Source organism: Synechococcus sp. C9, from assembly GCF_022984075.1.
Classification (GTDB): domain Bacteria; phylum Cyanobacteriota; class Cyanobacteriia; order Gloeomargaritales; family Gloeomargaritaceae; genus Gloeomargarita.
In genome coordinates, this window is sequence record NZ_JALAAD010000001.1 from 2,197,841 (window position 1) to 2,222,718 (window position 24,878).

26 protein-coding genes, 2 tRNA genes and 2 pseudogenes are annotated in these 24,878 nt (G+C 51.5%); 10 read left to right on the top strand and 20 right to left on the bottom strand.

Annotated features, from left to right (window positions below; genetic code table 11):
* Nucleotides 1-108: 108 nt before the first annotated feature.
* From MLD66_RS10820 to MLD66_RS10835, 4 genes are all read right to left on the bottom strand, one after another.
* The gene (locus tag MLD66_RS10820; protein WP_247217761.1) at nt 109-1,845 is read right to left on the bottom strand and encodes a penicillin-binding protein 2; all 1,737 of its coding nucleotides are present in this window, start codon (nt 1,843-1,845) and stop codon (nt 109-111) included.
* Between the two features lie 2 nt (nt 1,846-1,847).
* The gene (locus MLD66_RS10825) at nt 1,848-2,270 is read right to left on the bottom strand and encodes a hypothetical protein (RefSeq protein WP_247217763.1); all 423 of its coding nucleotides are present in this window, start codon (nt 2,268-2,270) and stop codon (nt 1,848-1,850) included.
* A gap of 365 nt (nt 2,271-2,635) precedes the next feature.
* Nucleotides 2,636-4,378 carry an ABC transporter ATP-binding protein gene (locus MLD66_RS10830; RefSeq protein WP_247217766.1) on the bottom strand — a complete coding sequence of 581 codons (1,743 nt, stop codon included), beginning with the start codon at nt 4,376-4,378 and terminating at the stop codon, nt 2,636-2,638.
* 503 nt (nt 4,379-4,881) lie between these two features.
* Nucleotides 4,882-5,832, bottom strand: coding sequence for a transposase (locus MLD66_RS10835; RefSeq protein WP_247214935.1), 951 nt, complete (start codon nt 5,830-5,832; stop codon nt 4,882-4,884).
* Nucleotides 5,833-6,349: 517 nt separating this feature from the next.
* Here MLD66_RS10835 and MLD66_RS10840 point away from each other — a divergent pair.
* From MLD66_RS10840 to MLD66_RS10870, 7 genes are all read left to right on the top strand, one after another.
* Nucleotides 6,350-6,434: transfer RNA gene (locus tag MLD66_RS10840), tRNA-Tyr, on the top strand.
* A 5-nt stretch (nt 6,435-6,439) separates the two neighbouring features.
* Nucleotides 6,440-6,511 (top strand) — tRNA-Thr (locus tag MLD66_RS10845).
* Between the two features lie 143 nt (nt 6,512-6,654).
* A complete protein-coding gene (locus tag MLD66_RS10850; RefSeq protein ID WP_247217767.1) occupies nt 6,655-7,809 on the top strand; it encodes a site-specific integrase in 1,155 nt (384 codons plus the stop codon).
* A 5-nt stretch (nt 7,810-7,814) separates the two neighbouring features.
* On the top strand, nt 7,815-8,654 hold the full coding sequence (locus MLD66_RS10855) for a hypothetical protein (RefSeq protein WP_247217769.1): 840 nt from the start codon (nt 7,815-7,817) through the stop codon (nt 8,652-8,654).
* A 414-nt stretch (nt 8,655-9,068) separates the two neighbouring features.
* Nucleotides 9,069-11,462 carry a DUF3987 domain-containing protein gene (locus MLD66_RS10860; RefSeq protein WP_247217772.1) on the top strand — a complete coding sequence of 798 codons (2,394 nt, stop codon included), beginning with the start codon at nt 9,069-9,071 and terminating at the stop codon, nt 11,460-11,462.
* Nucleotides 11,447-12,157 (top strand): hypothetical protein, encoded by a 711-nt coding sequence (locus MLD66_RS10865; protein ID WP_247217774.1) that lies wholly within the window; start codon nt 11,447-11,449, stop codon nt 12,155-12,157. Before MLD66_RS10860 ends, MLD66_RS10865 begins: the two co-directional genes overlap by 16 nt.
* Before the next feature lie 55 nt (nt 12,158-12,212).
* Nucleotides 12,213-12,386, top strand: a complete 174-nt coding sequence (locus MLD66_RS10870) for a DUF2281 domain-containing protein (protein WP_247217775.1) — start codon at nt 12,213-12,215, stop codon at nt 12,384-12,386.
* 985 nt (nt 12,387-13,371) lie between these two features.
* Here MLD66_RS10870 and MLD66_RS10875 read toward each other — a convergent pair.
* The 6 genes from MLD66_RS10875 to MLD66_RS10895 all read right to left on the bottom strand — a co-directional run bounded on the left by MLD66_RS10875 (nt 13,372) and on the right by MLD66_RS10895 (nt 15,246).
* Nucleotides 13,372-13,572: a hypothetical protein gene (locus MLD66_RS10875; protein WP_247217777.1), complete on the bottom strand. Its 201-nt coding sequence runs from the start codon at nt 13,570-13,572 to the stop codon at nt 13,372-13,374.
* Nucleotides 13,573-13,638: 66 nt separating this feature from the next.
* Nucleotides 13,639-14,025, bottom strand: coding sequence for a hypothetical protein (locus tag MLD66_RS10880; RefSeq protein WP_247217780.1), 387 nt, complete (start codon nt 14,023-14,025; stop codon nt 13,639-13,641).
* A gap of 112 nt (nt 14,026-14,137) precedes the next feature.
* Nucleotides 14,138-14,323, bottom strand: a complete 186-nt coding sequence (locus MLD66_RS10885; RefSeq protein ID WP_247217782.1) for a hypothetical protein — start codon at nt 14,321-14,323, stop codon at nt 14,138-14,140.
* A gap of 13 nt (nt 14,324-14,336) precedes the next feature.
* On the bottom strand, nt 14,337-14,459 hold the full coding sequence (locus MLD66_RS14545; RefSeq protein WP_281438456.1) for a hypothetical protein: 123 nt from the start codon (nt 14,457-14,459) through the stop codon (nt 14,337-14,339).
* A 56-nt stretch (nt 14,460-14,515) separates the two neighbouring features.
* Nucleotides 14,516-14,998, bottom strand: a complete 483-nt coding sequence (locus tag MLD66_RS10890; RefSeq protein ID WP_247217784.1) for a hypothetical protein — start codon at nt 14,996-14,998, stop codon at nt 14,516-14,518.
* A gap of 62 nt (nt 14,999-15,060) precedes the next feature.
* Nucleotides 15,061-15,246: a hypothetical protein gene (locus tag MLD66_RS10895; RefSeq protein WP_247217786.1), complete on the bottom strand. Its 186-nt coding sequence runs from the start codon at nt 15,244-15,246 to the stop codon at nt 15,061-15,063.
* A 238-nt stretch (nt 15,247-15,484) separates the two neighbouring features.
* On the opposite strand from MLD66_RS10895, the gene MLD66_RS10900 reads away from it, so the two are divergent.
* Nucleotides 15,485-15,892: a hypothetical protein gene (locus MLD66_RS10900; RefSeq protein ID WP_247217787.1), complete on the top strand. Its 408-nt coding sequence runs from the start codon at nt 15,485-15,487 to the stop codon at nt 15,890-15,892.
* Between the two features lie 218 nt (nt 15,893-16,110).
* On the opposite strand, the pseudogene MLD66_RS10905 reads toward MLD66_RS10900, so the two are convergent.
* From MLD66_RS10905 to MLD66_RS14550, 3 genes and pseudogenes are all read right to left on the bottom strand, one after another.
* Nucleotides 16,111-16,191, bottom strand: a pseudogene (locus tag MLD66_RS10905) (IS5/IS1182 family transposase); the annotation flags it as partial.
* 336 nt (nt 16,192-16,527) lie between these two features.
* Nucleotides 16,528-17,784, bottom strand: coding sequence for an iron uptake porin (locus MLD66_RS10910; protein WP_339396984.1), 1,257 nt, complete (start codon nt 17,782-17,784; stop codon nt 16,528-16,530).
* Nucleotides 17,785-17,902: 118 nt separating this feature from the next.
* Nucleotides 17,903-18,367 (bottom strand): annotated as a pseudogene (locus MLD66_RS14550) (iron uptake porin); the annotation flags it as partial.
* Nucleotides 18,368-19,034: 667 nt separating this feature from the next.
* Here MLD66_RS14550 and MLD66_RS10915 point away from each other — a divergent pair.
* On the top strand, nt 19,035-19,355 hold the full coding sequence (locus tag MLD66_RS10915) for a DUF1815 family protein (protein WP_247217789.1): 321 nt from the start codon (nt 19,035-19,037) through the stop codon (nt 19,353-19,355).
* Here MLD66_RS10915 and pdxA read toward each other — a convergent pair.
* The 4 genes from pdxA to MLD66_RS10935 all read right to left on the bottom strand — a co-directional run bounded on the left by pdxA (nt 19,352) and on the right by MLD66_RS10935 (nt 21,770).
* The gene (gene pdxA / locus MLD66_RS10920) at nt 19,352-20,344 is read right to left on the bottom strand and encodes a 4-hydroxythreonine-4-phosphate dehydrogenase PdxA (protein ID WP_247217797.1); all 993 of its coding nucleotides are present in this window, start codon (nt 20,342-20,344) and stop codon (nt 19,352-19,354) included. The genes MLD66_RS10915 and pdxA overlap by 4 nt on opposite strands.
* A gap of 51 nt (nt 20,345-20,395) precedes the next feature.
* A complete protein-coding gene (locus tag MLD66_RS10925) occupies nt 20,396-20,800 on the bottom strand; it encodes an AbrB family transcriptional regulator (RefSeq protein ID WP_247217799.1) in 405 nt (134 codons plus the stop codon).
* A 157-nt stretch (nt 20,801-20,957) separates the two neighbouring features.
* Nucleotides 20,958-21,476 (bottom strand): acetolactate synthase small subunit, encoded by a 519-nt coding sequence (ilvN, locus tag MLD66_RS10930; protein ID WP_247217807.1) that lies wholly within the window; start codon nt 21,474-21,476, stop codon nt 20,958-20,960.
* A gap of 84 nt (nt 21,477-21,560) precedes the next feature.
* Nucleotides 21,561-21,770 (bottom strand): hypothetical protein, encoded by a 210-nt coding sequence (locus MLD66_RS10935; RefSeq protein ID WP_247217809.1) that lies wholly within the window; start codon nt 21,768-21,770, stop codon nt 21,561-21,563.
* A gap of 188 nt (nt 21,771-21,958) precedes the next feature.
* On the opposite strand from MLD66_RS10935, the gene MLD66_RS10940 reads away from it, so the two are divergent.
* A complete protein-coding gene (locus MLD66_RS10940; RefSeq protein ID WP_247217810.1) occupies nt 21,959-23,269 on the top strand; it encodes a PP2C family protein-serine/threonine phosphatase in 1,311 nt (436 codons plus the stop codon).
* Here MLD66_RS10940 and MLD66_RS10945 read toward each other — a convergent pair.
* The 3 genes from MLD66_RS10945 to MLD66_RS10955 form a co-directional block, all read right to left on the bottom strand.
* A complete protein-coding gene (locus tag MLD66_RS10945; protein WP_247217812.1) occupies nt 23,266-23,589 on the bottom strand; it encodes a DUF3007 family protein in 324 nt (107 codons plus the stop codon). The two genes, MLD66_RS10940 and MLD66_RS10945, sit on opposite strands and share 4 nt — an antisense overlap.
* A 262-nt stretch (nt 23,590-23,851) precedes the next feature.
* A complete protein-coding gene (locus tag MLD66_RS10950) occupies nt 23,852-24,304 on the bottom strand; it encodes a type II toxin-antitoxin system VapC family toxin (RefSeq protein WP_247217814.1) in 453 nt (150 codons plus the stop codon).
* Nucleotides 24,301-24,669: a UPF0175 family protein gene (locus MLD66_RS10955; RefSeq protein WP_247217815.1), complete on the bottom strand. Its 369-nt coding sequence runs from the start codon at nt 24,667-24,669 to the stop codon at nt 24,301-24,303. Before MLD66_RS10955 ends, MLD66_RS10950 begins: the two co-directional genes overlap by 4 nt.
* Nucleotides 24,670-24,878: the final 209 nt, after the last annotated feature.

Consider the following 24,878-nt stretch of genomic DNA (forward strand, 5'->3'; position numbering starts at 1 on the left):
GCAGGGGGCACCCCCGCCCTTGGTTCTGGGGAATATGGGTATTCTCACAATGGGATTGATGATTTGTTCAAATAATAAATAGCGGTTCCCATAAGAAGAATTGAAGAATTATTTACGACTGGGGGGTAGCCCATCCAGGGTGATCAACCGTTCAATCACCGCCTTGACCACCGGGGCGGTCACCGTCGAACCAAAGGCATTCCCCGCCTGGGGTTCATCCGCCACCGCCAAAACCACGTACTCCGGGCGCGGGACAGGGAACAGAGCCACAAAGCTGGTAATTTTGCCGCTCCGGTAGCCCCCCACCCCCGCTTTCTGCGCCGTGCCGGTTTTGCCCCCCAACCGATAACCGGGAATCCGAGCCGGTTTGCCTGTACCCCGCTCCACCACCCGCTCCAACATGGGGATCACCGCATCGCAGGTCGCCTGGGAAAACACCCGCACCCGGGGGGGCTGGTGCAAAGGGGTCAATTCCTTGGTCTGGGGGTGCCACAAGCCCGCCACCGCATGGGGACTGACCAGCCAACCGCCATTGCCAATCGCCGCATACAGTTGCGCCAGTTTCAACGGGGTGAGCGCCAAACCCTGACCAAAGGCTGCCGTCGCCGCCTCCACCGGGTAATTGACAAATTCCGTCTCGGATTTGAGGCTAGTGGGGCTGGTAAACGGTAAATCCGTACTCAATTCATCCCCCAACCCCAACCGGCGCAGGGCTTGGTAATAATCCCGCCGGGGCAGTTGCGCCATGATGTGTACCATGCCCACGTTGCTGGACTGCTCCAAAATTTCGCTGACACTCAAACTGCCCCCCGCCCCCGCCTGGTCAAAATTAAAATTCTGAATCGGCCAGCCGCCCACAAAAATCCGCCCTTCATCGTAAAAAACCTGATCCGGGCGCACCCGCTGGCTTTCCAGGGCAATCGCCACATTCACCGGCTTAAAGGTAGAACCGGGTTCGTATAAATCCGTGACCGCCCAGTTTTTGAACCGCTCCAAGGGAAAACGATAAAATTCGTTGGGGTCATAGCCCGGTTCCAGCACCAACGCCCGGATCGCCCCATCCTTGACCCGCAGGACGATCACCGCCCCCCGCTGGGCTTGAAATTTCTGCAAACTCTGGCGCAGGGCTGACTGGGCCCCCCGCTGGAGGCGCACATCCAGGGTCAAACGCAACTGCCGGGGGTCATCCAACAGCCAACTGGTGGGCACGGTGGCACTTTGGTAATGACCTCGCCCGTCCCGTTGCAACAGTGCCGGAATCTGGGGTTGCCGGAGCAGAGCTTCCTGGCTCAATTCCACCCCCGCCTGCCCCCGATGCTCCCGGTTCACATAGCCCACCAATTCCGCCCCCACCCCCTGCTGGGGATAGACCCGCGCAAACCCCCCCACCAATTCCAGCCCATCCAGGTGTAACCGTTCGATCTCCTGCGCCACCCCCGGCAAGAGTCCCCGTGCCAAAATAATGCCGCTCGGTGCCCGTTGCAATTCCTGGGTGAGTGCCGCCACCGGTCGCCCCAAAATCGGTGCCAACGCCTGGGCAATCTGCGGCATGGGTTGCTTGAACAAACGGGGATGGGCGTACAACTCATACACCGGCTGATCCAACGCCAACACCGTTCCCTGGCTGTCCACCACCGTCCGCCGGGGACTCGCCTGGCGAATGAGCGCCTTCTGTTGCGCTGCCGCCCGCTCCCGGAACCACTCCGCCTGCACCCCCTGCAAATACACCAAACGCACTGCCAACCCCAGGGCACCCACACTCAACCCCGCCCACACCAGGCGCAACCGCCACCGCTGGCGTGCCAAATGCACCCGCACCTGACTGGGACGCAGGGTCGTCGCCACCCCTAATACCCTCCCAAGGGCCAGGAACGCACCTGGGGCGATGGCACCGGCCGGGATGCCCGTGGGGGGGCTGGGGCAACAAACAACGTCTGGGCTGGAGTTTGTACCACCCCCCGTCCCCCGGATTCCACCAGATGGTGTTCCAAGGTAGCGGTCATAGTCGTCAGTTCCAAGCGTTGTTGTTGCAATTGCCGGTAATAACTGTATTGTTTTTGCCAGTGCATTTCCCCCCACACGGTTCCGGCATAAAACAGCAGGGTGGTACCGCTAAGCAGGAGCGTCATTCCCTGGGTCAGCCGATAGACGCGCCGCAGGGCTAGGGGCGGCTGGGTACGCTGGGGAAAGGTGACAATGGTATCGGAGTGAGGGCGAAGGTGGGGCTGGTCTAAAACCTCAGGCGGCAAAGGACGCGCAGGTAAGGCCATGATTCACTCCCGAAATCACCTATTTTTCTATCCATAGGATGGGACTCTCCACCCTAAGCACGGTTCCAGTGTAAGCGATTTCATCAAAAAATGGGAATGCTTGGGATAATTATTTCGTATTTGTTTCGTACTATAGCAATCCTACTTGATTAGTGTTAGCTTGCGTGCCGTAGGCATACAGAGATTTTCCAGAACCAAGGACGGGGGCACTGCCCCTGCGACCCCTATTCTATTCTCATTTAGGATGGCTATATCCCCAATTCCCCCCGCTTCACAGATATGGGGATTGCACCCCTGTGACCGCTCAGCATCAGGAATCATCCCATGAATTTGCGACCGGTGACAAATAATTTGAGATTGTATAACTACCGAACGTCCCCCCAGCTATCGGGAAATTGCTGGCTATAAAATTGGGCATACCTGCCCCCTTGGCTGAGTAACGCCTCATGGGTGCCCATTTCCGTGATTTGCCCCTGCTCCAGCACCACAATCCGATCCGCCCGGCGCACCGTGGACAGCCGGTGGGCAATAATCAACACCGTCCGGTTCTGCATCAAACGTTCCAGGGCTTCCTGCACCAACACCTCCGATTCCGAATCCAAGGCGGACGTCGCCTCATCCAAAATCAGAATTTTAGGGTCCAACAAAACCGCCCGGGCAATCGCAATCCGCTGGCGCTGACCCCCGGACAAATTCACCCCCCGCTCCCCCACCAAGGTGTGATACCCCTGGGGCAAATCCGCAATAAACCCGTGGGCATTGGCCACCCGTGCCGCTTGCTCCACCCTCCCCAAATCCCACTCCGTCTGCCCAAAAGCAATATTCTGGGCAATCGTGCCGGAAAAGAGCAAGGTTTCCTGGGGCACCATACCAATTTGACGGCGCAAACTCTTCAGCGTCACCGTGCGAATGTCCACCCCATCAATCCGGATCGCTCCCCCCTGCGGGTCATAAAACCGAGGCAACAACTGCACCAGAGTACTTTTCCCCGCCCCCGAAGGCCCCACCAGCGCCACGGTTTCCCCCGGCAGAATCAGCAAATCAATCCCCCGCAGTACCGGCTGGCCCGCCTGATAATGAAACACCACCTGCTGGTATTCCACCTTCCCCGTGATGGCTGGCAATGGTTGCGCCGTGGGGGATTCCTGCACCTGGGGCACCAGCGCCAAAAGCTCCAAAATCCGCTCCACCGAAGCCTGCCCCTGCTTATACTCGTTGTAATTGCTGGTGGTAATGGTAATCGGGTCGAACAGCAGTGCTACCGCCGCCGCAAATGCCACAAATTCCCCCGCCGTCAGCCAGCCCCGACTGATCTGTACACTGCCCAGCCAAAATAAGAACAACACACTCATGGCTTCCAAAAAACCCACCACCGGGAATTGCACCGCCTTCAACCGTTCTGCCCCCAACCGGGCCCGCCGATTTTGTTCCGCCGCCTGGGTAAACCGTTGCAATTCGTAATCCTCAGCGGCAAACGCCCGCACCAACCGCATTCCCGCCAGCACCTCCGTCAACAAAGCCGCAATATCCGCCACCTTCGCCTGACTTCGTTTGGACAACAGCAGTAACCTCTGCCCAAACCAGCCAATCAACAGGGTCATCAACGGCGCCACCACAATCGTCGCCACGGTCAGCGTCCAATTCAAAAACACCATGTAACTCAGCACCGCAATCAACTGGAGTACACAGGGCAAAAACTGGTGAAAGAGCTTATGCACCATTTCCCCCACCCGGTCCACATCCTCCGTCAGCCGGTAACTCAAATCCCCCGTGCGGGACTGCTCAAAAAAACCAATGTCCAGCTTTTGTAAATGCTGATACACCTGACAACGTAAATCCAAAGTTAAACGCAGTGCCACATCCGCCATCAGGGTATCCTGGCCGTATTGGAATAGACCCCGCACCACAAAAAACAGCATCACCAGCCCACTGGTACGGGTAATCGCCTGCACATCCCCGCTCCCCACCATCGGTGCCAACACCCCCGCCAAATGGGCCAGGGCTGGCATCGACAACACAAACCCCAGGGTACACACCAACGCCTGGAAAATGCGCCAGCGATAGGGATACAGGTACGGCAGAATAGAACGCAGAGAGGTTGCTATCATCGGCATCAACAAGGATTGGACTTACCCTAGCATGGACGCATCCGCCCAACCCAAAAAAAAGAGTGCCGAGCCGCATGGCAGGGACACCCCTGGTCATTCATCCTTCAGGAAAACTCAATACACTTGATACGCCAACCTAGCTAATTGCGCTCCCCAGATCCCGAATCGAGGTAATTCCCGTGTCTGATTGGCTGAGCTATGAACACTCTAAACCTTCTAGTAAGGTACAAGGTCAAGCCCTATTCATCATAAAAACTTCTAATCTTTGGGTATCCAATCATATCAGTATAAACACTGAAAAATGGGGTTACTAAGTCCATACCCCTGGAATTACACGGTAAAAACCAGCAAATTTATTGACATCTCTCAAGTGGGCATCTCTATGTTATTTGAATTAGCAAACATTTCACTCCTAAAATGAAATGCGGAAATTTTGGAAACTAAGTCCGGGGAGGACAGTAGTGTTGAATGTCCGTAATAAAACTTAACATAAGGGGTCAGGGTTATCCTACGAGCGGCTCTACCCCTACGAGTTCCATGAAGCTACAGTGTCGGCCTATTTCTATTTGTAAATATCGCAACTTGTCAATCAATTCATAGGTCTTATTGTGACCTATCTCCAGCAATCTTAAAATTAGATAACCAATCAATACGGCATAAATCTGTAGCCGCACACCATTCTCATTCTTGGTAATGATTCTATCCAATTTCAAGTGCATCTTTAGTGCCTTCCAAAGCAACTCAATTCGCCAGCGCAAACGATAGGCTGAACAAATCTCTTCATCCGTCATCGAAGTCACGTTAGTCGCTAGCCTATATTCTGTGTTTTCCTCTTCATTAAAAAATTGAATTACCCGAATATCCGGATTGTCAGGTTGCAACTTCATATTATTTCTAATCCGCACAATAAACAATGTATTTCGTTTACACATTTCGTCCATTAATTTCCAGGAAGCAAAACCCCTATCCATGATACCAACGGCATTCTCAGGTATCGTCCCAATCACAAGATGCCCAATTTTATGGTCATTAGTCTTTCCAAATATAATTGATTCGTCACCGATATTGCCCTCATTTATATCCAGGCCAAGCGTCAATTTTACCTGCTTGTAGTGCCAGAATAATTTGCTGGTCAGGGTGATAATGGTAGAATCTAATGGGAATAAGTGCTTAAATTCACCTTGATGATGTTTAAGCCGTTTTTGCAGTTCTCTTAGGATCACTTGAAACGGCTCGGTGCTACGATGTTTACACGCCTTAGAAAACGTTGATATGTCAACTTTAAAATTGAGATGATTCAAGAGGAAGAATAAGCCCCGCATGGTGGCGACTCTTGCATCTAAAATGAAGTGCATCCATATGAGTACAAACAAGCGAGTATCCAAGACTGGATAGTCGTTTTTGGGAAGAAGGTTCAGCAAGGGCTTGATAAGTCCCTGAATTTGTCGTCTCATAAAAATACTGTTACTCGTGGTTTCTACCAATCTAAAATACCATTTTTAGTCTCCCTTTTCCACCCTTTCGTTAACATTCAACACTACTGCGGGGAGGATGTTCCTACCACCCCTCATCCCCGACGGCTACTCGTACCCGCTGATAGCGAAAAACAAGACCCCTCATTAGGTCACCTCTATTTTATTTATTTATATTTATTGCCAGCACTGGAAGATGATTTCGCTAAAATGCCCATATTAATGGCTACGCCACGCAGGCTATCGAGAAAGAAGACGGGGACTACGCCCCATTTTTAGAAGTGCCCATTGGATTTTTAGATTTATGGGTATTTCTACGAATTGACTTCAGGAGAGATGAATGAAGGTACCGCCAATCTAGGGGTAGAGTGTCGCCAAGGCAGGCTATGCCCCTATCACCGATGCGTGGTAGCACCAATATTAAGATAAATTTCTACAATTTCTACGAATCCCTATAAGCAGGGATACCCTGTAGTATAATTATGATTCGGTGAGTTTTGGGTCGGTGCCCGAGTGGTTAATGGGGGCGGACTGTAAATCCGCTGGCTCTGCCTACGCTGGTTCAAATCCAGCCCGGCCCACCATCGTTGCCCGTGTAGCTCAGTGGTAGAGCACACCCTTGGTAAGGGTGAGGCCACGAGTTCAATCCTCGTCACGGGCTTACCGATTACAACCCAGTTTCCCCCGCCATAACCCGCATTCAGCCGTTATCCCGTTAGTACACATAGTTTCAGTTGGTAGCAGTTTAGGTGCAGTTAGGGTATGTTGGAAGTGTAAAAACTGGATCAAAACTGGATCAAAGAAATGGAGCTTATACAGGCGGGCGGTAAGGGCAAGGTAGCGATATACAACCGGGATGGTTTGTACTGGTTGCGGTGGAGCTACAAAGGCAAGCGGTACAGTCTAGCGGTGGGGCACTCGCAGGTAAAACCCACACGGGCATTGGCGGGACGGATAGAAATGGATATGGCGGCGGGGCATTTTGACAGTAGCTTGGAATCCTACCGCCCAAAACAGGATCAAAAAGTGGATCAAACTTCTGATCCAGTTTTGGGAGTGCAGGAGTTATGGCAGATGTTTATGGATGCCCGTAGGCTTGCCGGTACAAGTGAGTTTTTTATAAACAACAGGTTTAAGAGCCTAGCCCGGAATCTAGCCCGGTGGGGCAAGGACATTACTTCAGAAGATACCGCCCGTGCGTTTATTGAATATCTGCGTAGCCGTCAGTCCCCCACGACTGCCAACGATAACCTACGGCACCTTAAATCTTTTGGCAGATGGGCTGTGGAGCAGGGGCACTGGCAAGCTAACCATTTTGAGAGACTGCAACACGCTAAGGTGCAGATTGCCCCGAAGCGTGATAACCCGTTTACTGCTGATGAAGTGCGACTATTCCTACAAACCATTAAAACGGACGCTACATATTATAAGTATCACGACTTCTGCTATTGCCTATTCCACCTTGGTACCCGCCCATCAGAATTGATAGGACTGCGGTGGAGTGCCATAGATTTTACCCGTAGGCTGATTACCATAGCGGAATCCCTTAGCAGGGGTGATGATGGCAAGAGTGCTGGTTACGCTAGACAACGCAAGAGTACCAAAACCGGCAATGTACGAGTCCTACCCATGACTGAATCAGTTTATAGCCTGTTAACCGGGCGGTTTCAGGAATCACAACCTAAATCACCTGATGCGTTGGTGTTTACCAGTCCCACCGGGCGGGCGATTGATGATCACAATTTCAGTCAGCGGTGTTGGCGTAGCATTTGCCAGCGGGCGGGCATACCGTACAGGCCGCCATATATTGCCCGGCACACGGCACTTAGCCATATTGTGGAATCCACCGGCTCTCTAGCGCAGGCGGCGGCGGTGGCGGGGCATAGCTCCCTACGGATGGTGAGTCAAACCTACGGGCACCTGGTAAGCCGGGTGCAGATGCCCAGTTATGAAGGTTAGGGAAAATGAATCAGATAACCGTCATTGGCTCCAACCCTAAATATGTGGACAAGGAAACCTATATTAGGGATGTTAATGTTTTTCTAAGAAACCACCCCTACTACCGGGCTGTACGGGTTATCAAAAATGAATTTAACCCGGATGAGGAAACAGTAGAGTATCTGTTTTCCTACCTGCTGGTGGACACCTTAAAAAATACTCAATACCAGGGGAATTTGAGAGCAGAATTAGCTTACAAGTGCTTTCATCTATTGGTGCTTGAGTCATTGTGGCGGTCACTCATTTACCCTAAATTCAGGTTAGATGATCCCGTTTTTAAGCAAAAATTACAACTGAATAAAAAAACTCGCACCATCCTGTCACCCCACGTCAATTTACAAGCTAATGCGTGTTTAAGTATGTGGAAAATGTTGGAGCGTTTACATTCCTTGGGGCGGGTTGGCTACGCTACAACGACGCTATTTCAACTGCTATGGCATGAGCCATCGGGACTTATGTTTCCCGATTGCAATGCTTTTGATAACCTTAGCCATACCACGATCCGCAATTCGCAAAACGAAACCCAAAACTACCTGCGGAATATAGGGGGATTGTCTGTTTATAAGAAACAACACTGGGAGCAGGGGGAAAGCCTACCGCCGTTAAATCCATTCCAAGACTGGCCTGTATCAAATTTGATTCTAAAACTAGCAAGAAATGAAGCAATAAACTCACCAGTGTTTAGAAAGGAATTTTATTGTCCCTTTGTAGATGCCCGCCACAAACTAATCCATTACTTGCAACATACCCAATTGATACTTTTGCACCAATCCCCAAAAGGTGTAATGACAAAAGCTACACGCTAACTCAAGATCCCCCTAAAAATTTTGGCTTTTTATCGGGGTTTGCCGGATTTTTTTAACAAGCACAATGCAGGAATAATCTTTTTTAGACTGCCAATAGTGATTCTATTGGGGGTTTTGAATGCTGTTGAAAATCGAAGAAGCGGCGGAGCTTTGTCGGGTTTCCACTTGGTGTTTCAAGCGATGGGTTAGGGAGGGGCGGATACCGGCAACCGCCATCTTCAAACCATCCCGGCGGTGTGTGCGATACAGATCGGAAATCCTTGATAAATGGATTGCGGGGAAACTGGAATCCCCGGAGCCACGCAGGGTGGGGCGGCCCCGGAGGGAGCGCCATGAGTAACCCAAAAAAACAACCCCCGACACCGTTGCCGGGGGGAATGTCAAAAAAACTTTCAATGATAAGGAGAGACTATCATGACAAGCTTAACCCATGCAAACAATGCGGTACACCATTTAGACAATCGGCACCGACAAGAGTGGCTACAGTCGGCGGTTAGCCCGGATGTAATTGATCTCAATGTTGAAACCCTAAGGGATGCCCAGGCGGTAGCCAAATTACTAAACCTGCCATTGGATGGGCTTCACGGATGGGGGGCAAAGGATTTAACACCGGGCTGGATAGCTTGGAGTGTCGATCCCCTGACGGGCAAACGGGACGGCTCATTCATTTACAAGCCCGACAAGGCACCCTTAGCCCTTGATGACGGCAAACCCAAGATTGGCACTGATGGCACTATCAAACGGTGCAAATACATCCAGCGCAGGGGGGCGGCTACAAAGCCCCTATTTCTACAAGCAGACTGGTTAAATTGGCCTGAGATTTTAGCTGATGAAAGCTACGATTTAGCACTCTGCGAAGGGGGCAAAAAAGCAGGCTCACTTATCAGTCAGTCTATCGCCGCCATTTCCATTCAGGGGATGTGGAATTCCCAGGTTAATTGGGAATTAAAACCCGAATTAAGGATATTTTGCCCAGGGCGGAATATCTATCTTTTCCCTGATGCTGATTGGCGGACTAATGCCAATGTCGCTCAGGGGTGGTTACGCACTGGAGCATTGCTCCAAGATGCGGGGGCAAACATCAAAGTTTGTGTCTGGGATTCAGCACTAGGTAAAGGCGTTGATGATGCCCTAGCTAATGGTGCCATCCTAGAAAAAATCATGGGCAAGGCATTGGATTTATCCCAATGGGCAAAGCAGGTTAAAACAATCAAGACTGAAGCCCCAGAAGTTACACCGGAATTGGTGAATCAGGTATTAGCTGAATCTCAAGCTAGATTTGATGTTTATCAGCTAATTCCCACCGAATTGGCTAATGCAATCACCCGTAAAGCTAAAACCTTTGAATTACCCCCGGAAACCCTGCTATCCGTATTTCTAGCGGTTGCCAGTAGCCTAATTCCCCATAAACTATCCTTGGGGGATGATTACACGATACCCGCCATTTTATGGTTAGGTTTGATGGGGGATAGTGGCACTGGAAAATCACCCGTAATCAACACCTTTACCAAGCCCCTAAGCAAGTTTCAAAGGGAAGCCTATGAGCGTTATGAATCGGCAATGGAAGCCTATAGGCAAGCCTTAGGGGACAAGGAAATTGAAAATAAACCCTCCCCCCCTAATCGCAGGTTTTACTACCTTCAAGACTTCACCTGGGAAGCGATTAGCACAGCCCTAAAAGCCCGTAATCATTGCCTGATTTATTCAGATGAATTAGCAGGCTTTGTGCTAGGGCAAAATCAATATAAACAACGGGGCGGAAACGATAGGCAAAGATGGTTAACCGCCTATGATGGTGGGGCAATTGACGTTTTAAGGACTACCCGGAATTTGCATATTCCTGATGCAAGTCTCAGTGTTTTAGGGGGCATACAACCGTCAATACTGCAACAGTTAATAGGTAGGGATGGCTCAACGGTGGATGGATTTTGGGCACGGTTTTTATGGATTGAAATTCCCAGTCGCAAATTACCTTGTCCTATCGATGCCCCGGTCGTCAATCTGAGTGAGCTACTCGCAGGGGTTTATGAGCGCCTGGATCAACGGGCGGGGGTAAGTAGCACTTTCAGCCTGTGCCCCAGGGGAAAACGCTTATGGGCGCAATGGTGGGATGAAGTCGAAGCCCTTAAGGATTCAGAAGTAAACCCATTCCTAAAGGCAATCTATCCCAAGATGATGGAGCGAGCCGGGCGGGTAGCCCTGGTTGCCCATTGTGTGAATAGTGCATTTAGGAATGATTGCCCAGGCGAAGTCATACCCCCGGAAACCTTGGAATGGGCAATCGCATTTATTAGGTGGACACTTCAACAATCCAGGCTGGTTTATGCCGATTGTGGACACTGCGAAAGCCCCGAAGCGCAACGGATAGCCCGGTTTATCCAAAAATTCCAGGGCAAAACTGTTGACGGTAGGCGGGTGAATGCTTGGTGGACTGGTAATAAAAAACCCCTAGCCAAAGAATGCCGCCAATGGCTTGCCGATCTGGTAGCCCTTGGTTATGCCGAAGTCATCTCCGGCACCCCCGATAAACCCGATTTTGCTGTAAGGATTCTAGGTGCAAAGGTGCATAATCCCCAGAAGTCGCATTATGACGGGGATACAAGCGCACCTACCCCAGGTGCATTTTTAGGTGCAAAGGTGCATTTGCCAAACCCCGATACGAAAAATGCACCTAACGCACCTGTAGATGCACCTACCACAGGTGCGCCGGAAACCACGACTGGGAGCCAATTCCAGGGAAATGCACCTAATGCACCTGATTTTATAGATTCCAATTCAGAGGGGGATGAGCAATGGGAGGACTTCTAACCGCCCCGAAGGTGGGGGAATGCTATGCCGGGGGGATTGTCACTCGCAGGCAACGGACACCCCAGGGGCAAGTACGGCTATTGGTTAATGGGCAATGGATAACCTTTGAGCCATCCCCGCCATTGGATAGATTCAAACCGGGGGACAAAATCAGATTGATTAACCCCACCTGCTGGGAGTGGCAACGGTGGCCGGGGGGCGTTACTGCCAAGGTTGTGGACGTGTTGGATGGGGGTGCAAGGCTAAGAATAAGCACCCCCGAAAGTGAGCGGGGCGGGTTTTATTACGGTGTGGACAGTGAAAACTGGGAATTAGTAGAGACACCTGCACCACCACCGGCACCCCCGCCGCCGCCACCACCGCTGGTAATCTCTGAGCCGGATGCGCCTACTACAGGTACACCGGAAACCCCTGTCCCCCATACTCCGAAACAAATTAATCAGGTGAGTTTGCAGGTCGGGGACTGGGTGCGATACCGGGGGAGCTATCAATCGTTGCGGGTGCAGTGCGAGCATTCCCGCCGGGACGGTGTGAGGATAACCGCCATTGATGGGGATATGGCAACCATCAAAGCCAAAAAATGGATTTATGGTTATACGGTGCCGATTGCCGAATTGGTTTTAGAGCGCAGGGGAAACCCACCGGCAAAAACTATTAGCGCAGTTGGGGGAAATGATGATGACACCCCGTTTTAGCGCAAACAAGTCTGGCTAACCGCCGGAGTAAACCACACCTCAAGGAGTCATCAAAATGATCAGCGAAATTATTGGCATTGTCAAACAATTGCCGCCGGGTGCCCAACGGGACGTTTTAGACTTCTGCCAATTTGTGGCACGTCAACACCGGGGCAAAGTTGAGAAACGGCAACGGGAATGGCAGAAACGTCACACCGATGATCCGCCAATGTACAAGGGCACTCCCTAACACCATCTGGGGGCATCATTCCCGGTGCCCCCTCCCCTGCTGATGAGAATCCACATTCTAAAAAGTGAATCGCAAATTAGGGTGAGCCTAGTCCCCCATCGCCGCCCGGCCACCGCACCCCCAGTAAACAAAAATCAGTACCTTGGTGTGTTGCGTACTCACCCACCCGTGTACGCAAAATTTAAGCCAATTTTGTACTAACAGTCCCCGTAAAATCCCCAGCAATGCCCCCACGAGCAACCGCCCGTATGATTCTATCTGTAGGTGGGGGAAACTCGCTGTAGGGCATTCTAGCGGGCAATCAGATAAAACTAGCCCAAAAACCAAGGCATACCTTTGGCAATCCGATATATTCAACATTGATATACATAAGTTGTACTAATCAATGGCTGTAACTAACAATGTATTTACTCGCAAGGTTACGTTATTACAATGCTTACGCCGGAATAAATCGTTAATGCACCTTCCAAGCGTACTGCAATCGGAGCGGGGAAACTGATTGCCAGTCCAACAGTTTATGACAATCCCCCGACTATATCAGTTTGATACACCTTTTAGGCACCGGGTGGTGGTGGGGATAGGCGGCAAGTAATGGCGGTTGCGGTTGCACCAAAGGCACCACATTACACCGTCGTGTAAAATGGTGAAACCCCGTCTGGGAGGGCTTTTCAGGGTTGATCCTGAAAAATCACCACGTTACCCCGTCGGGTAATCTGGTGAAACGCCGTCTGGGAGGGGGATAGGCGGCAATCCATCCCCCCAGTGAATGCACCATTTTATCTCTAGAGTCAAGGTGGTGAAACGCCGTCAGGGTGGGGGTTAGCGGCAATCAATATGCCACCATCTTATCCGTAGAGATAATGTGGCGAAAACGCATCAGGGCGGGTATTAGCGGCAATCGATCCACCTTAGCTGGCACCAGGCACCAAAGGCACCAAGGGGAATTCCCACCTGGCAGGGGCACCAGGCGGGGGATATAGGCGGGTTACAGTTTGCTGGCAAGCTCAGTCAATTCAGCCAGCCGCAACAGCATAGATTCCCACTCCCGAAGTTGTGTTTCCCCGGGATAGGTTTCTTCTTTAAAACACAAGGAGACTTGCGCCGAAAGTGCCTTCAAGGAATTCGCAACAAACTCCAGCAATTCCGGTTGGTTGGTGAGCAGAGTGGGCAAGTTGTCATTAGTCATGGCTAAAACTCCTAAATCAAGGTACAAGGGACGGGGCAGTTTAACGCCATGCCCCAGGGCGGCAAGCTAGATTTTGCGGGTGAGAGCGATAAACACCGTAATCGCCATATCCTTGATCAGCTCAGGCGGCAATCCTTCCATTTGCCCCGCCATTTCCTGATAGCAGGTTGTCAGCAGGTGGCAGTAATGGCTAACCGTATCAGGGGACGGCATGGTGTTGGCGGGCGTAGTCTTTGGCGGCGGGGGGACAGTCTCACCTTCTGGGGGGACTTCTAGCGGCTTATACTTTCCGCCGTTTGCCATTAAGACAATTTCTTCACCCCTAGAATAAGTGCCAATAATATCGCCCGGTTTCCCCCACAATTTAATCTCTTGTTTGTCGGGCAACTCCACCACGATATTGATCCTCTCGCCGTACTGGGTGTTAAAAACCCGCCCAGCAGGAAATTTCACCTTCCCTTTTACCAACGTGGCCATAATTTTCACACTCCAATTTGCAGGGTTTAACGTTGTCAGTACAATGCAGACAATCCCCGCCAATCAAGGGACGGGCGGGGAATTGTACTTACCAATCGTGTCCTAGTGCTTCCAACTCTTCCCAGGTTTCAACACCCCAGGCGGACAGCATTTCCTCACGGCGCATATCCTCTTGGGCGCATTGCAAGTCGTACTCCTGATCCGGGGTTAATATGGCTTCGCCACGCAAGCTATCGGTAGTGCCGTCAACAATCAAATCAGATTCAAATTCCATTGCAATCCTCCTATTACCATTCAAAACGTTGGATAATTTGCCGCCAATCAGTAGCGGGTTGTTGTTGTGGCTTAGGCATGGGGGTTTTGGATTCCTGTGCCGGTTGCGTTTTCTTAGTCCGTTTTGTGGTTGCCATTGGTGAATCTCCTATTAGGTGAATGCCCCCAGCGGGATTGCCGGGGGCGGTGAATTTTAGGCGTAGTAGGCGTGGTCTTGCGGGTATTCTTTGACGCCGAATTGCTCAGGCTGACGGCGTTTCCGGGGTTTGGGAGCAGGGGAAACCGGGGTGGGGTTATTAACGGTTTCTTTTTGCCGTTTCTTGTCAAGCCGGATAAACAAATCCACCAAGTCGGCGGTGGGGCGGTGGATTTTGATTTCCCACTTGTAAATATCGGAAGGGAAATACTCGCTAGGGCGGGGCAAATTGATACCGCTATCCGACTGGTGGCGGTAGCGGGTGACTTTGCCCTTTTCTAGCAGGTAATTAAAGGTTTCCATTGCCGCTTCCACTGTCTCAAATGCGAGATACAGGAAAAACTTGGAAGCCGGGGGATAAAACCCTAACCGCACACGGGGGGCACCCACCGGGGCACTGATAACCAAACCGCCCTTATCATGAAGCACCTTCTCAATCTTGGAGCGGTGCCCTTGGGGTTGTGTCGCAGTTGTAGTCATGGGAAAATACCTCCAAAGAAATGTTTGTGAATTGCCCCGGAATTTCACCGGGGCTGTTTTGTTTAACGGCGGAGCGCTTGCCGGTATACGCTCCCGGCAAGCTCACTGATCAGTCCGAGTTGCTTCACCGGCTCCAGCGTGGCAAACAGCCGCCGAATTTCCGCCAGCGTTGCAGACTCCTCGTCCGTGAAATCCAAACTGCGAGGTGTCAAGTAGTCGATCACCTTCGAGCGAGTTTTGTCGTCCATTGCTATCTCCAAAAAAAACTACAGATTGGAAGGCTTCAAACTTGGTTGACACCTATGTTGCGCTCAGGGGCGGTTGTTGCCGGGCGTCCGCCTGCCCTATTTGATTGCCTTCCATATCTTTAATATAACCCGGTATACAGCGTTATGTCAATCATTTTAGCAATGATAATTGATAACACTTTTTGCGGTATACAGCGTTATGTGATAAGATAGGCTTATCGCTGTATACAGGATGAGTATGCCTAACCCGTCACCCCGTCAAACTGAAGAATTTAAGAAACACTGCTACCAGCCCAAAGGTGCTGTATACAGTGATTATCCTTTAGCAGATAAGCCTACGCAGGTGCGGTTAGCAGAGGATATTACGGCGGCGGTGGATGCGCTGGGCAACGACAAGACACCTTGGCTACGGCGGGTGATCACTGAAGCAGTCCGTAAGGAATTACTAAGCCAAGCACAGGGGACTGTATCAGCAAACGAAGTGCCATCCCCACCACCGGCTAGTCCCCCCTTGGATGCAGATACCTTGGTGAAGGTGTTGAATGAAGTCTTAGCGGTACCACGACTGCCAGCGGCGGCTAAGAAAAAACTGGAAACCCTGCTAGAAACATTGAGCCAATCCCAGGGGCATTTACCGCTAGGCTAATTGAGAATTGGATCAAAACTGGATCATAAATTCCGGCTAATTCCTGTAAATCCCTGCTGGAGCCAACAGATAACACCCTTGGTAAGGGTGAGGCCACGAGTTCAATCCTCGTCACGGGCTTACCGGTTTACACGCTATAAACCCCGCCATAACCCGCATTCCACCGTTAGCACGTTAGTACAGATAGGGTTTAGATTGGGTACATTCGTGTTGATCTTTTATTTAAGCCAGAAGAGGGCACAGACAAAGTAGAGAAAGCTCAGGAAGTTCCTTGCCAATTTATCACAACGAGAAAATATAGCAATCCTAATTGATTAATAAATAAAAATTCCCCAGAACCAAGGGCGGGGGTGCCCCCTGCGACCGCTAACTTTGAATTTATAGAAGTGCCCTAATTAATTACAGCTTTTTAAGTATAGCAGTCCTATTTGATTAGCGAACAGAAGTTCCCCAGAACTAAAGACGGGGGCGATGCCCCTGCGACCCCTATTCCATTTTCATTTAGGATTGCTATAGTTATGGAATCAAGATTTTTGTACCCTTTAATATTCATCAATACTTCAGCAAAAACGGCTAACCCGTGAGAGCCAGCCGCTTTAATCTCCTCACCCACGTTTGGGAAAAGGGTAAGTTATTTAGAACGCAAATGTCGTCCGAATCGTATAAACTACCAAGGGGTCATTCTCGGACTGACCATTGGGGTTGAACACCACAAAGGCACCGGGGGTAACAGAAAGGAATTTGTTCACCTGGAAACGATAAAAGGCTTCCAAATGCACTGGCACCGAAGTATCCCGCAGGTTCAACTTACGAGGTCCTTGCGTATTCGTAGCACCAGCAACCCCCGCAGGAATATTGTTACCACTTGCCAAAGTACCCCCATTCCACTCACTCGCTGTCACGTATGGCGGAATCCCGACAATCACCCCTCCCAAATCCCCACGACGACCAAATACATCCGGGAAAGCGAATTGTAGAGCGGCCGTTAACAGGTTGGCCCTGCGGGTGCCTTGTTTGACCCCCGGCAGAGGTGCCGTATCCGATTCACCCCGTACCCAGCCATAACCGAACCAACCTGCCAAGGTGAACTGGGGAATCGCCCGCCACTGGAACATCAGGTTCACCGTCTGCATATTCACCGCCGTCCGACCGATTGCAGCCAACCCAGGTGTACCCGTCGGGCTGAAGGGATTGAAGGCAAAGTCCGTCCCGGTAGCACCTGTCAAATCGATACCCGATGCGGCTGTCCCACCAACACGATTCACATTCTCGTTGTACACCTGAGCAAAACCCACCCCAAATCGGAAGTCACGCCGGGGTTGCACATCCAATAAAAAGTTGGCGGTGTAATTGGAACCGAATAACCCCAAATCTGGGTTCCAGGCACTGGATTTCGCTCCTGCTGTTCCTGTGGAACTGGGGTTGGTGGCTTGATAGCTGGCACCAACGGCAAAAATGGGATTGAACTGATAATTCACAAAGAAGGATGAACCGCCGGGATTTCCTGGCCGATAAAACAGGGGATTGAACCGACCAAAGCGGGAAATGGCCGCCGTGCCATCCGAAGCCAAAGGAGCGTAACTAAAAAACTGAGCATCAATACCAGGACTGGCTGGACTGATCTGAATCGTTCCCCGACCTTTATCAAAAGAGAAGCGGTAAAACAATTCATCCAACGTGACATTGCCGCCAGTAGCCGTATCAAAACTCAAACGAGCCTCGTTGGCACCCGTTGCCGCCGCTAAGTTGGCAATATCCGCCGCCTGCAACCGCACCCGCAGGAAGTCATTGCCCGTGAAGCTGGTATCAAAGTTCAACCGTGCCCGGTAGCTAAACGCCAGCTTATCCGCAGTGCTTGCCTTGAGTCCCCGTGGGTTAGCACCAGAAGCCACAACAGCACCCCGACCTGCCCCCGCAGTCAACGCACCCGTATAAGGCCGGTTCCCGCTCAACAGAGCATTCTCAATCCGGTTGTAGGCAACTTCGGTATCATTTCACCCCATAGGGCGCAAAAATGATTTCACTACGGAGCTTCGTCACCGTAGAAAACTGCTGTTGCTCCAACAATGCCGTCCGGGCTTCCAGCGCATCCACCCGCCCCCGGATAATGGACAACTCAGCGGCAAACTCCTCTTGCAACTTTTGCAAAACCAGCAAATCTTCCTTGGTCGCCAGAGGTTCCACAGCGGCGGCAATCAATTCATTAATCCGATCCAAACAGGCATTCAAACCAGCGGCAAACTCAAACCGGGTGGTCGCCCTGCGCCCCTGGTAGGTCGGGGGATTGGTGGGCAGACCAACGATACATCCATACCGCTCCACCAGGGATTGCAGAGCCAAAAACGCCCAGTCCGTCGGCTTTACATCCACAAACTCAGAAACCGAAGTCACCTGCGCCTGATTCATCATCGAAGGGCCGACATAATACTGTTCCGACCGTTGGAGCGTGGGATTGACCGGGTCAGCGGCAGGCACCGCTTGGGCACTGGTGATTCCCCCAAACGCCACCACACCGAAGGCGGCGGGGGCAACCTGGAAAATTTTCCGCAATGTACTACGCATCACAACACCTCACACGCTAACGCCTGGGCACTTGAAGAAAACTCTCAACTACCCAATTTACTTTATTGATTTGCATTATCAGTAAAGTTGAGAATAAAATCAATAAGACAGTGGAGTAAATTTAATTTTTTTGTGCAAATATATTATTATTTTGTTTATACAATTTTTACCTAAAAATCCTGTTTTAACTATAATTTCTGTAATCATTTAATTAAATGACAGATTAATAATTTTAGTACATTAAACTAAAAAAAATTAGTACACTTACTAAGAAGCATTACTACACACTATTGCTTTATTGAGAACAGTGATATAGTTTGGAATGTGACAGTCTGTCCCTATGAGTTTTCGGACGGGCCCACCAGGACTCAGACGACAGCACAACACAAAAAACACCTGAACAGCCCCTTTCCGAGGGGCTTTTTTAGCTTTGGTGGTATAAAATTAGTGCGAAATCAGCGAATTTTTGCGGGGCACAGGTACCCGGAAAACCTGGGTAACACCGGGGTCGTAGGTTACTAAGTCGTCATTTGGCAAACTTTAAGCTAAGATTAAAAAAAGTTAGCCCAGAGTGATTGCTGTGTTTATTCGTTTAGCCAGTCAGCATCGAGAATTTGTCCGGGACTTGGTGATGAATCTCCAAGCCTTGGCGACGGTTTTGGAGCGGCAGGGGCGGTTGGCTTCCTGCTATACCTGTGGCCCGGCGATGAACAGTGCTTCGTTTATGGTCAGCTTGGGGGAAGGGCACCTGATTCGCTTTCTGGTGTCTGATTACGGTATTACCTGGACGGAAATGCGAGATGACCGGGAACTGATGAAGCTGGAAGGGGCAGAAGCCATTGCCCAGTTGCAGGAGTTAGCCAACTTGGTGCGCCAACCCGCTACCCCTGTGGAAGTTTAAGCCCCAAACCGCCGTTCCCACAGCCATTCTGCCCATTGCCACGCACTGATAAAGCTGGCGGGGTCGGCTTTGCCCTGCCCGGCGATGTCAAAGGCGGTGCCGTGATCCGGGGAAGTCCGCACCAAGGGCAACCCCAGGGTGGTGTTCACCGCTTGTGCAAAGGCTAAGGCTTTCACCGGAATCAACCCCTGGTCGTGGTAAAGGGCGATACAGGCATCCCAGGGGGAAGGGGTGTCCCGATGCCACCAGGCTTGGGCAGGGGCGACCCACAGGGTATCCGGGGGCACTGGACCGATGATCGTCACCTGGGGAACTTGCGCCCGCATGGCTTGCATCCAGGGTGCCAAAATGTCCTGCTCTTCCCTGCCCAGATGTCCTTGCTCCCCACTGTGGGGGTTCAGACCCGCTAGGGCAATCCGGGGTTGGGTCAGCCCGAAGTCCTGCTGTAAACTTGCCACCAGTAGCCTAAATTTTTCCGTCAGCAGTGTGGGGGTCAGGTGGGAAGGCACCTGCGCTAGGGGAATATGGGTGGTCGCCAGCACCATCCTCAGTACCCAACCCGTATGGGGGGAGCGGGCAAAAAAAGCCATAGCGGTTGGGTGCGCCCCGACTGCCTGCGCCAAAAATTCCGTCTGCCCCGGGAAGGCATACCCCGCTTTCTGCCAGTAGGCTTTGGCAATGGGGGCAGTGACCAACGCCTGACACCCCAACGCCAGGGCGGTTTGCAGATACTGGACACTCAACGCCCCGGTGAGCGCCGAGGGTTGCCCCGGTTGGATCGGCTCTGGCGTGGGCACATCTACCACCTCCAACCGTGCTGGGTCAGCAACCACCTGTCCCAACGCCCGCAGACGTTCGTAGGTCGCCACCAGTACCGACCCGGAACCCACCACCCGCACGGGACAACGGGGGCGGTAGCGTGAGAATGCCCGCAGGATGATCTCCGACCCGATACCCGCCGGGTCCCCCAAGGTCAGGGTGATGGTCACAAATTAGGTGATCGAAGGGATGCCAAAAATGCCCAAACGTTGAGTCAGTTTCTATTCCTCTTCGCTGGGGACAACCCCATTCAAAGAACGCTCCACTTGGGTCAGGTGGATATGCTTATAACCGGGCTTGATTTCAAACTCATCCCCCGGCTTCAAACCCATTTTTTGGGTGTAGGCGGCACCGATCACAATTTGCCCGTTGCGATGCACACTCACCCGATAGGTTGGTTCCCGACCCCGCCCATCCCGGGCATTATCAATCGCCACACCTTTGGCGAGCAAAACCGCATCCATGAAGTCGGATACGTTAATCCGTATTTTATCCCCTTTGACCCGGTAGTAACCACAGTATTTGGCTTTCTCCCGGCGGGTGAGATGACGCAATTCATCCACCTTTTTCAGGAGGGCTTTTCCCGTGAGTGGCTCCTTGGGTAATTCCAGAGTGGTTTCAGTCATATTGTTTCCTAGAAATTCATCAATTTCTAGCATAGCAGAGTTGGTTTTATCCTCCTAGAGTTAAAAAGAATTTTTTTGGTCAATTTGCGAAACGTTTTGGGGAAATTTTGGGGAAATCGCCCCCATCCTCCCGGGAGAATCTGCCCAGACCATGTCCTCACCCACGAGTGACTAAGGTTTTGAGATATTCGGTGTTCACGCCCGACTCCCGCACCAGGGCAATTTTACCGGTACGTGCTATCTCCCGAATGCCGAATTTCTGCAACATTTGTACAATTGCCACCATTTTCCCTGGGTCACCGGTCACCTCTACGGTGAGGGAATCTTCCGCCAAGTCCACCACCCTCGCCCGAAATACCTGGGCAATTTCGATGATTTCCCGCCGGGTCAGGGGCGTGGCATTGACCTTGATCAACATCAATTCCCGCTCCACGCAGGGCACATGGGTAATATCTTGAACCTTGAGGACGTGGATCAGTTTGTAGAGTTGTTTGGTGAGTTGTTCGATTTCCCGTTCATCGCCGGGGACAACCATGGTGATGCGGGAGATGCCCACCTGTTCGGCGGGACCAACGGCGAGGCTCTCAATATTAAAGCCCCGGCGGGCGAATAATCCGGCAATTCGGGTCAAAACTCCGGCTTCATCTTCCACTAGAACGGAAAGGGTGTGTTTCATGGTCAATGGGTAGGAAAGGTGGTCTTATTATCCCTGGAAATTGTCCCGCTTGGGATGGGGTTGGGTCATTTCTGCCGGTGGCACCTAATGATCCAATTCCGCCGCCGTAAAATCGCCTAATTCCACACGGGCTGGTGGCAGGTTTTTTAGTGCTTGCGGGGCTGGATGGGGGAGTTGGGCAATCGGGCAATAACGCAACTGGGGATGGGGGACAGTGATGTGGATCAAAGATGGGTGCAAATGGCTCTGAATTTGGGGGGGATTTGCCCACCAGGGGGATGAAAACTGCGGCACCCATTCCTCAGTAATTGTAGCGATTGGCGCACATGATTGGTACACATTATAAATAGGAGATAAATCAGCGGGGCTTTGCACCCATGCAGTGCCCAAGGGTCTTGGCTATGGGCATAGGGATTGGGTACTTGACATTGGTAATTCGAGTGTTAAAATAACGCATTACATTTTGGCAGGATAGAGCGGGCATGGCGGATCAGCCCTCGACTTCCACGTTGGCGGGAGTCCTCACCCTCAAGGAATTGGTGGCGCGTTCCCAGCGGGAGCATCGCAAGGTACAGGAATTGCTGAGCTATTTGGGTTCGGCTCTGCGGAATTTGCATAATTTGAACCAATTTCTCCAGTTAATTCCGGTGATTGCCACCCGGGTGTGTGATGGGGAGGGGGCGGCGCTATTGCTTTGGCAGGAACAGAATCGGCGTTTGACCCTGGCGCAGTTTCATTCCCACCGGGAGGACTGGTATGGGCAGGTGGGGGAACGGTTGGCGGACTATGTGCGGCAGTTGCCCGCCGGGTCAGCCCGGGCATTGTTTGCCCAAATTGAGCAAGAATTGCCTTCCGTCTTGCCGGTGGAGGCGGTGGGAACGGCGGTGATTGTGGCGGGTCAGGAGCAGGGGTGGCTGGTGGTGTTCAGCGACCGCCCGGAGTTGTTGCATACGGATGCCCGCAGGCAGTTGTTGAATTTGGTGGCGGATCAGACGGCGGTGGCGATTGAGCAGGAACAGTTGCGGCTGGCACTGCGGGAACGGGAACGGCTGGACCGGGAGTTGCAGTTGGGGGCGGAAATTCAAAAGCACCTGTTGCCGGAAACCCATCCCCAGATTCCGGGGTTGCAGTTGGAATCCCGTTATTTTACGGCGCAGTGGGTGGGCGGGGATTATTACGACTTTATCCCGGTGGCGGGGGGGCAACGCTGGGCGATTGTGATCGGGGATGTGATGGGCAAGGGGGTGCCTGCGGGGTTGATCATGACCATGACCCGGGGGATGTTGCGCTCGGAGGTGTTGCGGGGGCATTCACCGGCGGACATTCTCAGCCATTTGAACCAGGTGATGTACGAGGATTTGACCAATTCCCACCGCTTTGTCACCCTTTTTTACTCGGAATATGACCCGGTTTCCCGCCAGTTGACCTTTTGTAATGCCGCCCACAACCCGCCCTTGCTGTGGCAGTGCGCTTCCCGGCAGATTCTCCAGTTGGACACCCCAGGGATGCTGATCGGTCTGGAACCCCAAAGTCAGTACGAAAACGGTACGGTGACCCTCGCGCCTGGGGATGTGTTGGTGTACTACACGGACGGCTTTACGGATGCGGCGAACCTACAGGGGGCACGGTTTGAGACGGCGGGGTTGCTCCAGGCGGTGCAGGATGCCTGTGGGTTACACACCAGTGCCCAGGATATTTTGGAGTATTTATTTATGCAGGTGAAAGCCTTTGTGGGTGCCCGGGGGACGGCGGGGGATGACATTACCTTAATTGTGGCACGGGTGACGGATTAATCCGGGCTGACCTCGGTTTGCTCCACTTCCTGCTGTAACCGCTCCCATTCCTCCGGGGAAAGTTGTTCAATCTGGCGAGCCAGCCAAGCCCGGTCGTACTGTTCCCGTTGTTGATGGTAGGTCATGTCCTTGCGTACCACCCGCAGGGAGTAGGTGGCGACCCAAACAATTAAACCCACCGTCAGGGTCACTTGGCTCCACAACCCCGCTTGCAAACTATCCAGACCAAACGCTTGGAGGAATAAGTACAGTAATCCGCCCACCCCCAACAGGGCAAACCCCAAACCAATCACATCAATTCGGCGCATGGGTAAAACCATCTCCAATGCTGGCGGTATTCTAAATTTTAACAAATGTAGCAATCCTAAATAAAAATGAAACAGAGGTCGCAGGGGCACCGCCCCCGTTCTTGGTTCTGGAAAATTTCTGTATGCCTACGGCACGCAAGCTAACGTTAATCAAGTAGGATAGCCATAGTTGGGGACAGAATTTCTGGAGGGTTGATGTTTACCAATGACTCCCGCCGGACTGAATTTTCAGTAACCTTAGGATGCCATCAAAGGAATCAATTTTTTTGGACGGTTAGGGGACAGGCGGAATCACGAAATCTGCGAATAGCTGAACATTGAAGTCGTTAGTTGTTAGGATGTCAACAAGACGCTGGTCTTGAGTTAGTAAAGGAGCATTGTTTCTTTGGGATAGAACGACATAGCAAGCATCGTAAGCAGAAATGCTGTGAACTACACTCAGGGAAAGGGCTGCTTGGATGAGATCAACCGTAGGAGTTGAGGTGAAACGGAGGAGTTGAAGATAAGACAAATTTGCCTGAGCTTCGGTACGGTCATACAACCCGGCACGAATATATTTCCAGAAAATGTTGGCACATTCGACATAAAATAAATCTGGAACATAAAAGTGAGCATTCGGATCATTAAGATGCAGAAAAAGCTGATCCACCTTGGGGGTCAAAGGCTCAATAATGAACTTCTTAATCCCCACGCTGGCATCAACTACACATTTGAGAGAAGCTGTCATCGGTTGCGGTCTTGCTGAAGAAAAGTAAGGGTATCAGGCAAATGGTATTGCGCAGGGCAGAAAGTTCGACGCTGTTCAATTCTTTGCAAGATTTCCGCTTGGGAAGGCTGTACTTCTGCCTGATGGACACCATTGGCTTCTAAGTCAGTTAGGTCTTTCCCTAAGTCTGCAACACCGTCATCAATGGGAAGTTTACGACTCCTTAAAATGTGCAAAAACTCCTGTTGATTCATGCCTGCAAACTGGCTGGCAATACCCAAATTAATCTTATCCTGCTGAAATAAAAGAACGGCAATTTCCAGTTTGAGTTCGGCTTCAGAAATATGCGCCGTTTCTAAAAAATCATCGGGGATAACTAAACTCATAGCCTTCACTTCCTATTTTTATTTGGTTGGGGTATTTAGGATATGGGTATGCTCCTCAGAAAACATCCCAAGTGAAACCACACCAGAGACGGGTAGTTTACCAGAAGGAGTATGGTAATTTTAACCCAATTTTAGAAAGGCGTGGCAGGGGTGCAACTCCCGCCGGACTGAATTTTCAGTAACCTTAGGATGCCATCGAGGGAATTTTC